This window comes from Vibrio sp. vnigr-6D03 (assembly GCF_002835515.1).
Taxonomy (GTDB): Bacteria; Pseudomonadota; Gammaproteobacteria; order Enterobacterales; family Vibrionaceae; genus Vibrio; species Vibrio penaeicida.
In genome coordinates this window covers 539,117-553,954 of the sequence record NZ_PIZL01000001.1, presented here as the reverse complement: position 1 = coordinate 553,954, position 14,838 = coordinate 539,117, and the positions used below count along the sequence as shown (strand labels likewise).

Below are 14,838 nucleotides of genomic sequence, written 5' to 3'. Positions count from 1 at the left end.
TTTATTGGCGCATTGCGCCCAGATTTTGGATATACACAGTGACAATACAATTTAGAAAGCTCGCACTGGTTGTCGGTGTAAGCTTGGCTGCAACGCCTTTATGGGTGGGTGCTTCCGAGTCTTTATCGATAACGCCCAAGCAAGCTGGATCGACTCAAGTGGAACGTTATGAACCCTTGATGCAATTGATTCATGCTGCCATAGAACAAGACGCTGCCAGAAAGCAGTTCTACGCTCAGTCCGTTGCCATGCGAGAGATGGGCTTGGCCAGCGCCACCTTGATGGACCCAAAAGTCAAAGTCGGATTTGGCGGTTTGCCCATCGACAGTTTTCAGTTCGACCAAGACCCGATGACCAATCTGTCGGTCGGGGTCATGCAGCAATTTGAGCGCGGTTCAACCCTAGAGCTCAACCAGAAAAAAGCCAATCAGCAGGCACAGGGTGTGAACCTTAAGGTTGAAGCCAGAGAGTTGGACATTGCCAACAGCATGACCACCCTTTTTCTAGAGCTTGGGTATCAGCAGGTAACGGAGCAAATCCTGCGAGAGAAAAAGCGCCTGATGACGGAGCTGGAAAGCTTTGTCAAAACCAATTACTCCAACGGTAAAAGCGAAGCGCAGGACTGGCTAGACGCTCAGCTTCAAGTGGCTAAGCTGGACGAAAAACTTGAAGCCAATCAGCAAATGCAGCGTCGCCTGATGGCTCAGATGTCCGAGTGGCTGGGTGCAGATTGGCTGGACAATTTCTCTTCTTCGCAGCGTAAACTTGGGGCGTCTAATCAGCGCAACTGGCTGAAACTGGAGCGGTTACTTGCTTCAACGCCTGATGCCACCAGACATTACACTGCGCTGCGATTGCACCCAATGGTGAAAATGGCAGACAGCCAGATTCAGGTCAGCAAAACGCAGGTGGACATTGCCGAGCAGGCGTATACGCCGCAGTTTGGCATTGAGGTGATGTACGCCCACAGACAAGCCAACAACATGCGCGGCGAACCCGCTTCTGATCTTGTGAGTGCGTATCTCACTTTAGACATTCCGCTGTTTACGGAAAACCGACAGGACAAAAACAAGTCTGCCGCTCAATATCAGGTTGGAGCGGCGCAGCTTCAAAGAGACACCTTACTTCAGCAAATGAACGCCAAGGTGAACACCCTTCTGAGTGACCGAATCAATCTGCAACAGCGATTGGCGCGTTACCAGTCTTCCCTTATGCCTCAAATTAACGCGCGGATTCGTGCGGTAGAGCGGGGCTATCAGAACAACACCGCGCAGTTCAGCGACGTGATAGCGGCATCCAACGATGAGTTGGCATTGCAACTGGAACAACAACGTCTTGTCACCGACCTGAATGTGGTGAACAGCAATCTCGCGGCTCTGCTCAGTGCTTTTGAGTTTCAGGTCGACTCGCCTGAGCTCACGCACACCTATCGCTCAAATTAATAAGGGAAACAACAAATGAAAACAATGCAAGTTGCCGCCGTTGCACTTTTGGTAGGCGGTGCCCTTGGTTATGGGGTGAATCATTACGTCGCAGGTGAAAACCACAGTATGGGCGCTGTTGCCAGCCCAGCTGCCAGCTCTGATGAGCCACTGTATTGGGTCGCGCCTATGGACCCGAATTACCAACGAGACAAGCCGGGCAAATCGCCAATGGGGATGGATCTTGTTCCTGTTTACGCAGAAGACTTGAATGGCGATAACGATCAGCCGGGCACGGTCAAGATTGATCCATCGGTCGAAAACAATCTCGGGGTGAAAACCGCGTCGGTCAGTCGCGAGCCGTTGGCACCGAAAATCAACACCGTGGGTTACATCGCCTTTGATGAAAGCCAGCTCTGGCAAACCAATGTGCGTGTCGCTGGTTGGGTAGAAAAGCTGTTCATTAACGCCGTGGGGGAGAAAGTTAACGAGGGAGACGTACTGTTCACCCTGTATTCGCCTGAACTGGTTAAAGCGCAGGAAGAACTGATCAGTGCTTACCAGACTGGGCGAAAGGGCTTAGTGAAAGGGGCGACCGAACGCCTGTTGACGCTGGGTGTTGACCGCAGCCAGATCCGAACCATCACCCGCCGCGGTCGCGCGTCGCAAACCATCGAAATCAAAGCGCCGGCGGATGGTGTGATTGCCAGCCTGAACATTCGTGAGGGTGGGTATTTATCGCCTTCTCAGGCGGTGATCAGTGCCGGACCGCTCGACAACGTGTGGGTCGATGCTGAAGTGTTTGAGCGTCAGGCACACTGGGTGAATGCAGGCAGCAACGCCAAGATGACCCTGGATTCTGTTCCGGGTAATGAGTGGCTGGGTGAGGTGGATTACATCTACCCGATTCTTGACCCTAAAACCCGTACGCTTCGTGTCAGGCTGAAATTTCCCAATCCTCAGGGGGATTTGAAGCCCAACATGTTCGCCAATATCACCTTGCAACCTGTCAGCGAAGAAACGGTGCTGACGATTCCTAAATCGTCGGTGATTCGCTCTGGTGGCATGACCCGAGTAGTACTTGCGGTAGGAGAAGGGAAGTATCGCTCTGCTCGTATTCAGGTAGGGCGTGAAGCGGGAGAAAAAGTCGAAGTGCTGCAAGGACTGAAGCCGGAAGACCAAATCGTTACGTCTGCTCATTTTATGCTGGATTCTGAATCGAGCCAAACTGCCGATCTGGCGCGCATCAATGGAGTGGAGGCAGATGCCGAGACCGTCTGGGCGCAAGGGGAAATCACCGATGTCATGGAAGGTCACCGGATGCTGACCATCAATCATCAGCCTGTACCTGAATGGAACTGGCCAGGCATGGTGATGAATTTCACCTTTGCTGAAAACGTGGAAATGAAAGGGCTCGGCAAAGGGCAAACCATCGATTTTGAAATGCAGAAAGCTGAGTCCGGTCAATACGAAATTGTGGACTACAAAGTGGGTGAAAGCGTGCTTGCGGCAGAAGTGTGGATAACCGGAGAAGTAAACACTCTTATGGCAGAATTCGGCATGATCACCCTAAGCCACTCACCTGTTTTAGAGTGGGGCTGGGAAGAAGGAGAGATGAACTTCACGGTCGAGGAGGACCTTGACCTTTCGCCCTTTCAGGAAACTCAAAAAGTTCGATTTCTAGTTGAAAAGCAAGGCAGCGAATATCGACTTAAGCAAATAGAAGCTGAGGGCTGAGTATGATAAATGCAATCATTCGTTGGTCCATCAGTAACCGATTCTTGGTGCTGATTTCTACCTTAGCTCTGGTGCTCGGTGGACTTTACAGCGTGAAAAACACGCCTGTGGATGCGATTCCGGATTTGTCGGATGTACAGGTGATCATCAAAACCAGTTACCCAGGTCAGGCACCTCAAGTGGTGGAAGATCAAGTGACCTATCCGCTGACAACCGCCATGTTAGCGGTGCCCGGTGCCGAAACGGTGCGCGGTTATTCCTTCTTTGGGGATTCGTATGTTTACATCATCTTCAATGACAATACCGACATGTATTGGGCGCGTTCGCGAGTGCTGGAATACCTTAGCCAAGTGGCGCCTAACTTACCGTCCAATGCAAAACCAACATTAGGGCCAGACGCTACGGGTGTGGGCTGGGTTTACAGTTACGTACTGCAAGATAAAACCGGTCAGCACGATCTGGCGCAATTACGCAGCCTGCAAGACTGGTTTCTGAAATACGAATTGCAAACCGTTGAAGGGGTGTCAGAGGTTGCCACGGTAGGCGGTATGGTTAAGCAGTATCAGATCCAGATAGACCCAGCCAAATTACGGGCCTACAACCTGACGTTGCAGCAAGTGAACATGGCGATTCAAAACGGCAATCAGGAGTCGGGTGCATCGGTTATTGAAGTGGCGGAAGCCGAACACATGGTTCGCACCACGGGTTATTTGAGCAGTATCGAAGACATTCAATCACTGCCCCTGAAAGTCACGGAAAAAGGCACCCCATTGCTGTTGGGCGACATCGCCGACATTAACCTAGGACCGCAAATGCGTCGGGGCATTTCGGAGTTTAATGGTGAGGGGGAAGCCGTAGGCGGGGTGATCGTGATGCGCTTTGGCGAGAACGCCAGTGAAGTGATTACCAATGTAAAAACCAAGCTTGGAGAACTGCAACGCAGCCTGCCTGATGGTGTCGAGATAGTCGCAACGTACGATCGTTCCACCCTAATCAATGCTGCTGTTGAAAACCTTTGGAAGAAGCTGGCGGAAGAGTTCATTGTGGTGGCGGTTGTGTGTGCCTTGTTCCTTTTCCACATCCGTTCTTCTTTGGTTATCGCGCTGAGTTTGCCCGTTGGGATACTGGCTGCGTTTATGGTCATGCATTGGCAAGGTATCAACGCCAATATCATGTCGCTTGGGGGAATCGCGATTGCCATCGGTGCCATGGTGGATGGGGCCATCGTCATGATTGAGAACGTACACAAGCACATTGAGCGCACGCCCCTGACCGATAAGAACCGCTGGCAAGTCATTGGTAAAGCGGCGGAAGAGGTAGGTGCGCCCCTGTTCTTCTCGCTGCTCATCATTACATTGAGCTTCGTTCCCGTGTTCGCTTTAGAAGGGCAGGAAGGGAAAATGTTTTCGCCCCTCGCGTTCACCAAAACTTACGCCATGGCGGCATCGGCGGGGTTGGCGATCACACTGGTGCCTGTTTTGATGGGGTATTTCGTTCGAGGAAAGATCCTGCCTGAACACAAGAACCCTATCAACAAGGGACTGGTGGCGTTGTATAAACCGCTGTTGAGTGTCAGCCTGCGTTTTCCTAAAACCATGATTGTCTTAGCGCTTGGTTTAATGGCTTCTGCCTATTACCCAACCAGCAAATTAGGCAGCGAGTTTATTCCCCCACTGGATGAAGGCGATTTGATGTACATGCCGACGACCTATCCCGGCATTTCAATTGGTAAAGCGCGAGAGATATTGCAGCAAACCAACAAGCTGATCAAAACCGTGCCTGAAGTGCACACTGTATGGGGCAAGATTGGTCGAGCTGAAACCGCCACCGATCCTGCACCGCTCACCATGATCGAAACCGTGATTCAGTTTAAGCCGAAGTCCGAATGGCGTACTGGAGTGACAAGCGAATCACTGCGGAAAGAGCTGGATAATCTGGTTCAGTTCCCCGGTTTAACCAACGCTTGGGTTATGCCGATAAAAACCCGCATCGACATGCTGGCAACGGGTATTAAAACCCCAATAGGCATAAAGATAGCGGGTCCTGATCTTAAGGTGATCGAAACCATTGGTGCACAGCTCGAACCGATTCTGAATGGAATTAACGGTACGGCTTCCGTCTACGCTGAACGTGTAGCAGGCGGTCGGTATGTCACCATCGACATCAAGCGCCGCTCGGCTGCCCGATATGGCTTGAGCATTAAAGACGTTCAGCAAGTGATCTCGACAGCGGTCGGGGGCATGAATGTGGGCGAAACCATCGAAGGGCTGGAGCGCTATCCAATCAATGTTCGATACCCACAGGAGTATCGTAATTCTGTCGTGATGTTGGAAAACCTGCCTTTGGTCACACCAAACGGTGCGCGTATTGCTCTCGCCGATGTTGCCGACATTCGATATGAAGATGGCCCTCCGATGATCAAAACAGAAAACGCTCGTCCGAACGGCTGGGTGTTCGTGGATATTGAAGGTCGTGATCTGGGCTCTTATGTGGCCGAAGCGCAGAAAGTTGTGGCTAGTGAGTTGTCGCTTCCTGCCGGATATTCGCTGGCTTGGTCGGGGCAATACGAGTACATGGAGCGAGCGAAAGAGCGCTTGAGTGTCGTCGTACCTATCACCATTGCAATCATTATGCTGCTGCTCTATTTCAGCTTCCGACGTGTCGGAGAGGTGTTGATCATCATGCTGACGTTGCCGCTCGCCATGGTTGGCGGCTTATGGCTGATGCACTACCTCGGCTATAACTTCTCAATTGCTGTTGGGGTGGGGTTTATCGCTCTTGCTGGGGTGGCAGTTGAGATTGGGGTCATCATGCTGGTGTATCTCAACCAAGCTTGGCATTACAAAAAGGTAGATGCAGCAGAAACCGGAACACCATTAAGCAAAGATGACCTGACCAACGCCATTCGCGAAGGGGCAGGGCTGCGTGTTCGACCCGTAATGATGACGGTTCTGACGGTGATTATTGGTTTGATACCAATCATGTATGGGGATGGCACAGGTTCGGAAGTGATGCAGCGCATTGCCGCCCCAATGATTGGCGGAATGGCGTCGGCATTATTGCTCACGTTATTGGTTTTGCCCGCTATCTTTAAGTTATGGAAGCAAAACGAACTTCGCAAGTAATCCAAATTTAGGGTTACTTGTGGGTAATCCTGAATTCAAATTCAATTCGAAATAGAAGGAAATTCAGATGAAAAAATCAATCATTGCATTGGCTCTAAGTATGGTTGCGTCGGGCGCTATCGCCGCAGGTATGGATCATTCGAAAATGGATCACAGCAAGATGGACCATTCAAAAATGGATCACTCCAATATGATGAACATGGAAGGCATGTCCGATGTGGGCATGCCTGCCAAAGGTGCGAAACCCGATAAAGTGGTACACGTTATTTTAAGCGACGACATGACCATCAAGTTTAAAAAAGAGGTGAATATTGAACCTAATGATGTGGTTCAGTTTGTGGTGATCAACACTGGAAAAATCGATCATGAATTTGCGATTGGTTCAGTAGCCGAGCAGAAATCGCACCGTGAAATGATGAAAAAGAAGGGGCATCATAATCATGACTCTGGGAGCGTTGTTACCGTTAAGCCAGGCAAAGCGAAACAATTGACGTGGCACTTTCATGGCGATTCCAATATTGAATTTGCCTGCAACATTGCAGGACACTACGAAGCAGGCATGGTGAAGTCGATTCAAATCTAAGCAGACTTCAGTAACCAATAGATGATGAAACTCGGGCTGTATTCGTATCGCTCGAGTTTTTCTAATTTACATTGTAAATTCCTCCAATATTTAGAGACTGTTTAGTTTGATTTCCTTACACTCTTGCAACACATCAGGGAGGAGAAAGCACAATGTATATTGGAGAACTATCGAAAAAGACTGGAGTCAGCGTTAAAGCGATTCGACATTACGAAGACATTGCGTTAATCAAATCGCCCCAACGCGATGGCAAATACCGCGTTTACGACGACAGTTATGTCCAAGTGCTAGGCATGATAAAAGCTGCAAAGGGGTTAGGGTTTACTTTGGAGGAGCTTCGAACCATAGCGAAAGCCAAATCACAGGAAGGCTTGGTGCCGATGGACTTACTGAAAGCCGAACTGCAAAAAAAGCGCACCAACATTCTCATTAAGAAAGCGGAATTGGAAAAAAGACTTGAGGAAATGGACGAGCTAGAAATCAGCGTTCAACATTACAATCAGTGTCTATTGGAAAATATTAATCAATAATTTCTTAGTAAATAACCTGAACTCGGGATAAGAGGTTAGCTAACCCATTAAAATAATAAAACATTTTTTATTGAGGCATTCTAATGTGAAATTTTCACTTAAGACAAGGCGAAGCCACGAACCAATAACAGGTTATTGGGAGAGGATTCAACGCAGTAATAAGTGAAAAGAGCCATTAGAAAGCAAGTTGTTATCCCGAGTTCAGGTTAAATAGGTGTTGACTCTCCCCTATACGGGAGACTTTAGGATGAAGACCTCGACAGACAAAACAGAGGTCAACATTATGAAAACGGCATTCATCACAGGCGCAACATCTGGCATTGGTTTCGAATTTGCCAAGTCTCTTTCTGAGCAAGGCTACGCACTGATCGTTCACGGACGCAACCCTAAGAAATTGGCAGAACTCGAACGCCAAATTGAAGGCGTCAGCCAAACCATTTGCGCTGACCTGTCCGATCCGGCTACGCATGCTCAGGTGATTCAACAGCTTGAAGCCTATTCCAGCCTCATCGACGTTGCCATTAATAATGCAGGTTACGGATTGTATGGTGCGCATATCGAGCACACGTCGGCACAAATACAGCAAATGGTGTCGGTTAACGTGCTAGCGCTGACTTCCTTGAGTGAATACTTTGCCAGACGAATGGAAAAACAGGGCAAAGGATACCTAATGAACGTAGCGTCTACCGCTGCTTATCAACCACAGCCTTATATGGCAGCGTATGCCGCTAGTAAAGCGTATGTCGCCAGTTTTACTGAAGCCTTAGCAGTCGAAATGAAAGGCAAAGGTGTGAACATCACCTGCTTGTCTCCGGGGCGAACAGATACTGGCTTCTTTACTTTCGATGGCAAAGACGAGTCGAGCTCTGGCACGGGGACATTTGCGGCAAAATATAGAGTCAGCCCAGCGAAAGTTGCACAGAAAGGGTTGGATGCTTTGTTCAAAGGGCGTTTTAGAGAGATTCCGTTTCTCGACAACAAGTTCTACGTCTTCTTGAATCGAATTCTGTCTAAAGATGGTATGTTGAAAATGTACAGTAGCGCGATGAAAAATGTATAAAATAAATACTATTTGATACAACTACTGAGTGTATATTGGAAAGGATGGAAACGGTTTTACTCAAGTTTCCGTTCCTTCCCCTTAATTCAGGAGTTTGAGTCGGTATGGAAAAAATACATTGCTCGCTTGTCCCTTTTACGGAAGGTGACTTTGAGCATCTGATTGACTGGATAGTATCAGAAGAGCTGACTTATCTTTGGGCTGGTCCCACTTTTCAATATCCACTTACCCGTGATCAACTGGACAAGCACTGCCAGCAGCCTGAAGTTATCCCTTTCCTGATCAAATATGGTGATCAGGCAGCCGGTTTTGTTGAACTCAACCGACAGTCGGAAACGCACTGTCGTATTTGTTTGGTGTTTGTTTCGGATTCATTTCGCGGCAAAGGCATTTCAAAAACTATCCTGACAACGCTTGCCGATGTGGCTAAACATGATTACGGCTGTAACAAACTCAGCCTTGCAGTATTCAGCCATAACCAAAGGGCAAAAAAGGTGTATCAGTCGCTTGGGTTTAAAACCGTTTCGATTGAAAAAGAAGCCATGCACTTCAAAGAAAATGTCTGGGATCTAGAACGAATGGAAAAGCTATTATAGTATTGTTTTCTTTAAATTATTGGCGATTTTATGAGTATTAAAGCCTTTGAAGAAGCACCGACTCCCGAAGAGTTTGTTGCCATGAGAATCACCGCAGGTCTCTCGGCAAAGTCACTGGAAGCAGCGAAAATTGGTTTACCCAATTCACTCTATGCGGTCTCGATTAGAGACGAAGGCAAACTTATTGGTATGGGGCGAGTCGTCGGCGATGGGGCATGCAACTTTGAAGTGGTAGACGTTGCGGTCGACCCAAGCTATCAAGGTAAAGGATTGGGCAGAACCATCATGGAACATATCGATGCTTATATCGCTTCTGTGGCGCTTGAAGGTTCTTATGTTTCGATGATTGCCGACGAGCCGGAGTTCTACCAAAAGTTAGGATACAGATTGGTGTCACCAAGAAGCCATGGAATGACCAAAAAGTTCCACCCAAAAACATCATAAATGTACAAAGGAATCTTATGTCTGTTGAATTTTCACCGACGGAAGACGCGAGCTTTGCCGAGAAGCTGACGCAAACAAACATGGCTCGTTATTACGAGAAACGTGGTATCGAATGGAATCACGAGATGTTTACTCAAAGTTGGGATACCTTTGAAAACTTTGATATTTACCAGTCAGGCAAACGTGTTGGCGTAATTCGATTTACCTACGAAATCGATACAACCTACCTACGAGACTTCCAGATAGAGGCTGAATATCAAGGCAAAGGCATCGGTGCTCAAAGTTTAACCTTAGCCATTGAGCATGCAAAGCATCGTGGGTCGTCTTATCTGCGCCTACGTGTATTCAGTGAAAATCCGGCTATTAGTTTGTACCAAAAGCTGGGCTTTGTTGCTATTTCAGAAGAAAATGAATTAATGACAATGGAGCTTGCACCTTCTGAATGGAAGCTTTGAGACGAATCACCACAGCAAAAGATATTCCTGTGTTAGCCGATATGACTTTCTGAACCAAGCAAGAGGGTCTCATTCATTTGGTTTTAACCCTTATTAATAGGGCGACAAAAATGAGCCCACTTACCCCTGAAATAACCCACACAGCACGTACACCGGCACTGTCTGCTATGGTGCCTAGGGCTAATCCGACTAAGACACCACCTAGGTTCAGTGCAAGCGATAATATGGATAACGCAGTCGCACGCTGATGATCTTCTATGTATTGATGCATCAGAATGGCGAGCAAAGGCTTGATGGCAAAAATGGCGAACCCAAAGCACAAATAGACCACAATGAATAACAGAGCAGAGTTCGTGGTTGCTAATAGCAAAACCAACACAGAAGACGCGCCAAAAATCCCAAGTAACTGACGTCCATTATTGTTCAATAAACCTTTATGTGAACGCTTTATCCATGCCGCAGACAAAGCGGCAGAAAAGAAAAAGAGTGCAGATACCCAGCCAAATACAAATACATCCGTTTTTTCATTCAACATAGTAAGCAATTGTGGTTGCCAGTAAGTTTGAATGCTTGAGAGTAAAAAGCCATGAATGATCTGTAAGCCCAGAACGCGTTTGAGTATTGGATGCTGAATACAAGTCATCAATCCTTGTTTTATGACGTTTACATCAGACCTTTCTTTCCGAATCGTCTGCTTTATCTCACCTTCATGGAAACAAAAAGGGACAGAAATACCGAGAATTAAGTGCATTGTGAACGCAACGAGCAGTACCCAGTGATAAGGGGAGTCATTGTTTGGTAATTGAAGATTACAAGCGACCAGAGCCGCTCCGCTAACGGCACCAAAAGCCATTGCTACTAACGCCCAACCATGCGCGTTACTGAGCAAGCTGGGCATCAGGTGATAGCGATGCACTTTCTTTAACTGATCAACATACCATGCTTCCATTGCGCCAGAACCCATGGCACGAGCGATACCACCTACAAAAGATGCAGCATACAAGGCGGGGATATAATCAAAATAAAACAGCAAAGCAAAGTTCAAGCAATCCAACATTTTGCTTAGCATAAATACGTTCAATCGACCGAAGCGATCTGCCCACGCGCCGGAAGGCAATTCAAATAAAATTATCGCTAAAAAGTAGACCCCAAAGAAAAGACCAATTTGACTAAGATCCATACCTTTGTGCTGACAAAATAATGCAATCACGGGGGCGAATATACAGATTGTGCCGATGTTAATGGCGTGATGAAGTGCGTAGCGAATGTCGAGCGTCATTCGGATTTCCTGAAAGTTGAATACGCAGAAATTGTATCGGACGGAGTGAAGTGATAAAAATAGATAAAGAATATGTTGGTTATCTATAAATTGAATAATGATTGAAAAAACACTGCCGCTACTTAAATATTTTCATGCACTTGCTCAAACAGGCAGCTTCACCAAAGCCGCCGAACAGCTCTGTATTTCCCAGTCCACAGTGAGTACTCAAGTACGAAAATTGGAGCAGGTTCTGAGCGTTAAGCTTATCAACCGAAAAAACAAACATCAGTTTGCCCTAACCGCAGAAGGGGAGTCGCTAGCACAGGAAGTGGCCTACAGTTTTGGGCGTTTGTCTTCTCAGCTAGATGGATTGCAACAGGTGTCGCCGAGCAGCGCTGAACTTACGGTATCGGCTTCCACTTCACTGGGAATTAAATTTGTTTTGCCTGTTATTGCTAAATTGCGACAGCAATACCCCGACCTCACGCTTCATCTCCAAGAGAATGCAGGCAGCAAACATTTCTTTGAAGACAAAATTGATATCGCGACCAATTATGGGGTTCCGGATAATACCTTTCACAGCGTATACATAGGTGAAGTTGAAAAGTGTGTAGTAGCGAGCGATGCGTATATTAAACGCTTTGGGATACCTAAGGGTTTATCGGAATTGGCGCAGCACTCTCTGATTACACAATCACATGGTAAGCAAGAATGGCAAACGCTGTTTGCTAAATCCGACGTTGATATTGATTCGTTAGATGTACTCAGCGTATCGAGCAACATAGCAAAACTGGAAGCGGTTCAGTTAGGGATGGGGATTGGGTTACTACCTCTTTATTTACTCAAAAGTAGTGAGGCATCACTTATCATTTTACCGGAATTTGAGCTCCAATCGTTGAGGGAGTCACTGTATCTTATATGTGAAAAACGCCGAAAGGATGAACATAAAATTCAGTGGGTGATGGATAAGTTGGCGAGTGAATGTCAGAGTTTATTAACGTTTGATAATAAGGGGTAATGTTTGTGCATTACCCCCATATGTTTGACCTTCTTTAATTGAATCTAGGCGGCTTAAACCTTAGCCACTTTCTTAGGCCATGGATCGTCAAATTCTCCGCCGTCTTTCCAGTGATCGAGTTCTTCATCGGTCAAGAAACAGCGATTTAACGCCTCAATAAAAGCATCGGCTTCGTCGCTTTGTCCAATCACCGTTAGGCGGCAACGTCGATCGCCGAAACGGCTGTCTACGCTATCGATTTTGGCTTGCAGAATTTCAAGTTGCTCAGGGGTAAAGTTTTGAGTGTCATCATGCTTTACCGACTCACGCCAAAACCCAACCACCTCAAGACCAACACTGCCGTTAGTTTGGCTCCAAAGCAGTGAAACGTCATCTCGTGTTGGCATCCAAAAGAAACCTTTACTGCGGAATACGCCTTGTGTCAGGTAGCTATGGCACGTTTGCCATAAACGTTGAGGGTGGAAAGGGCGGTCGTCTTTCATCACTTTTGCTACGATCTTCTGGTTATGTTTCCCAGACAGTGTCAGTGGTGCATTAACACCGTCTCTCAGCTCATCAGCCAGTTGTTGCACCATGAAAAAATTGTAGTCTTCAATGGATTTAAATTGCTCAATCCCAACATTACCCCAAGATGTGCTCACAATAGAGGCGTATGGGTTAAGCGGATGCAAAGCTTCGGCAATGCTTTTGATTGATTGCTCATCCAATCGATCGGCTTTAGTGAGAAAAACACGGTTTGAAAACAGAATTTGTTCCACAAGCAGATTTTCTATGCCTCGATCTCCTTTTTGCAAGTTCTCTTGCCATTTCGGGATGAGCGTTTTTGCGTGTGAATAGTCGTCGTGCAACCATGTCGCATCGACTAACGTGACTACGCCTTTTAAAGAAAACAGAGCGTGATCTTTAAAATACTCGACTAATGGTAAAGGGTGGCTGCTACCCGAGGTTTCAATCAGGATCCACGGTGGCTGGGCTTGTTGAACCAATTGGTTAAGTGCCTTGTCTAGCTTCTTTATGCCTTCTGGGCTGCTTACACTGTCGCCACTGATGGTGACGAAATTGCCATGGCTCTCATTCACCACATCAGTATTCATGACCAACACGCCATCTACGTCTAGCTCGCTCATATCATTAACGATCACTGAAGGCACATATTCAGCCATTTGAGATTGCGCCAAAATACTACGCAAAACGGTCGTTTTACCCGACCCAAGAAAGCCGTGCAGAATAGTGATGGGGGTGGAAGCCATGGATAAACCTTTAGAATTAGATAAGTGAAAGATACCAGTTGTATATGCCCAGTATCTTGAGGTTACTCAGTTGTAAGATGTTATAACATATCAATTATTGGTTTGTTTATCCAATTAAAGCGAACCCAAAATAAGGTAATTTGGACTATCTTTAGCTCATGGAGTCTATCTACGAGAAAACACCGTGAGAGCCAGTTTGAAGCGCCTGATTTGTATTTTTGTTTTGAGTTTTTTGCCTAATTCAGTTTTAGCAACACCTGTGACTTTAATTGAGCTCGATTGGGCCAGCCAACGTGTGCTTACCCATGCCTTAGCGAATATTTTGGAAGATCAAGGCATTGATACAGACATTGTCGTTTATTCCTCTCCCGAGCAATGGTTACAGTTAAGTACTGGGCGGGCTGATATCCAAATTGAAGTGTGGGAAGGCACAATGGGTAACAAGTTTATGAGCCATGTAAAGCGTGGGCGCATGCAAGTAGGCGGCACGCACCATGCCACGACTCGGGAAGATTGGTGGTATCCCCAATACAGTGAAGCGCTTTGCCCAGGGTTGCCAGATTGGAAAGCGCTGCAGAAATGCGCCTCCGTATTTAGCCCCGACGGGAAAGGAAAGGGTATTTACTATTCAGGGCCTTGGGAAAAGCCAGATCGGGCTCGCATACGAGCACTTGAATTGGATTTTGAAGTGGTCACATTAGAAACCAGTGATGAGCTGAATGGCCTGATTCATCGTTATATTGAAAGCCGAGTACCGTTTTTAGTTTTCAACTGGACACCAAATTGGGTAGAGGCAATCTATGAAGGCAGTTTTGTCGAATTTCCCGACTTCACTGAGGAATGCCAATCCGATGCTGAATGGGGTTACAACAAAAAGCATATATGGGATTGCGGCAACCCAAAAGGTGGATGGCTTAAAAGCGTTGTTTCGAATGACTTGGCGATCAAATCACCCTGCGCATTAAACATTGTTCGTCATTTCAAGTTATCCAATTCCGACTTGGCACTTGCAGCGTCATTGCTGGATGCACACACCCTCACTATTGAAGAAGCAGCGCAAGTTTGGCAAATCGGAAACAAAGAACGTATCGATGCCATCATAAAAGAAGCAAATTGCCAATAAGAGCGAAAATGGTGGCGAAGTTGTCTTCGCCACTCATCTTTTCATGTGTCACTCTGTCACTAGGGTCTGTTGACCTTTCGCGGTTAAATTTTGTTCGAATTCTATGCCTTTTAATCGCGGCGCAAGGTGTGTCGCTTAGTCATTCTAAGTAAATACCTTGCAACAAAGAGTAAAAGGCATAGAAGCGAACCCTTCGGGCAGTATTTGTGGCTTATTTCTACTGCGTTATCGCTCA

Annotated in this window: 13 protein-coding genes; 11 read left to right on the top strand and 2 right to left on the bottom strand. The window is 47.0% G+C overall.

Features of this window, described 5'->3' with window-relative positions; genetic code table 11:
* Positions 1–38: 38 nt before the first annotated feature.
* The 9 genes from CW749_RS02405 to CW749_RS02365 all read left to right on the top strand — a co-directional run bounded on the left by CW749_RS02405 (position 39) and on the right by CW749_RS02365 (position 9,951).
* Positions 39–1,442, top strand: coding sequence for a TolC family protein (locus CW749_RS02405; protein ID WP_101110286.1), 1,404 nt, complete (start codon positions 39–41; stop codon positions 1,440–1,442).
* A 15-nt stretch (positions 1,443–1,457) separates the two neighbouring features.
* Complete coding sequence (locus CW749_RS02400; RefSeq protein ID WP_101110285.1) at positions 1,458–3,158, top strand: efflux RND transporter periplasmic adaptor subunit; 1,701 nt, start codon at positions 1,458–1,460, stop codon at positions 3,156–3,158.
* 2 nt (positions 3,159–3,160) lie between these two features.
* Positions 3,161–6,283, top strand: coding sequence for an efflux RND transporter permease subunit (locus tag CW749_RS02395; RefSeq protein WP_101110284.1), 3,123 nt, complete (start codon positions 3,161–3,163; stop codon positions 6,281–6,283).
* 67 nt (positions 6,284–6,350) lie between these two features.
* Complete coding sequence (locus tag CW749_RS02390) at positions 6,351–6,866, top strand: cupredoxin family protein (RefSeq protein ID WP_101110283.1); 516 nt, start codon at positions 6,351–6,353, stop codon at positions 6,864–6,866.
* Positions 6,867–7,018: 152 nt separating this feature from the next.
* Positions 7,019–7,396: a MerR family transcriptional regulator gene (locus tag CW749_RS02385; RefSeq protein ID WP_101110282.1), complete on the top strand. Its 378-nt coding sequence runs from the start codon at positions 7,019–7,021 to the stop codon at positions 7,394–7,396.
* A 247-nt stretch (positions 7,397–7,643) separates the two neighbouring features.
* Positions 7,644–8,456 carry an SDR family oxidoreductase gene (locus CW749_RS02380; protein WP_237322303.1) on the top strand — a complete coding sequence of 271 codons (813 nt, stop codon included), beginning with the start codon at positions 7,644–7,646 and terminating at the stop codon, positions 8,454–8,456.
* Between the two features lie 104 nt (positions 8,457–8,560).
* Positions 8,561–9,052 (top strand): GNAT family N-acetyltransferase, encoded by a 492-nt coding sequence (locus CW749_RS02375; protein WP_101110281.1) that lies wholly within the window; start codon positions 8,561–8,563, stop codon positions 9,050–9,052.
* 30 nt (positions 9,053–9,082) lie between these two features.
* A complete protein-coding gene (locus tag CW749_RS02370; RefSeq protein WP_101110280.1) occupies positions 9,083–9,496 on the top strand; it encodes a GNAT family N-acetyltransferase in 414 nt (137 codons plus the stop codon).
* A gap of 17 nt (positions 9,497–9,513) precedes the next feature.
* A complete protein-coding gene (locus CW749_RS02365; RefSeq protein ID WP_101110279.1) occupies positions 9,514–9,951 on the top strand; it encodes a GNAT family N-acetyltransferase in 438 nt (145 codons plus the stop codon).
* Between the two features lie 73 nt (positions 9,952–10,024).
* On the opposite strand, the gene CW749_RS02360 is transcribed toward CW749_RS02365, so the two are convergent.
* Positions 10,025–11,230 carry an MFS transporter gene (locus tag CW749_RS02360; RefSeq protein ID WP_101110278.1) on the bottom strand — a complete coding sequence of 402 codons (1,206 nt, stop codon included), beginning with the start codon at positions 11,228–11,230 and terminating at the stop codon, positions 10,025–10,027.
* 97 nt (positions 11,231–11,327) lie between these two features.
* Between CW749_RS02360 and CW749_RS02355 the strand changes: the two genes are divergently transcribed.
* Positions 11,328–12,230 (top strand): LysR family transcriptional regulator, encoded by a 903-nt coding sequence (locus CW749_RS02355; RefSeq protein WP_101110277.1) that lies wholly within the window; start codon positions 11,328–11,330, stop codon positions 12,228–12,230.
* A gap of 53 nt (positions 12,231–12,283) precedes the next feature.
* On the opposite strand, the gene CW749_RS02350 is transcribed toward CW749_RS02355, so the two are convergent.
* Positions 12,284–13,480, bottom strand: a complete 1,197-nt coding sequence (locus tag CW749_RS02350) for a GTP-binding protein (RefSeq protein ID WP_101110276.1) — start codon at positions 13,478–13,480, stop codon at positions 12,284–12,286.
* 259 nt (positions 13,481–13,739) lie between these two features.
* Here CW749_RS02350 and CW749_RS02345 point away from each other — a divergent pair, with 259 nt between their 5' ends.
* Positions 13,740–14,603: a glycine betaine ABC transporter substrate-binding protein gene (locus tag CW749_RS02345; protein WP_201796985.1), complete on the top strand. Its 864-nt coding sequence runs from the start codon at positions 13,740–13,742 to the stop codon at positions 14,601–14,603.
* Positions 14,604–14,838: the final 235 nt, after the last annotated feature.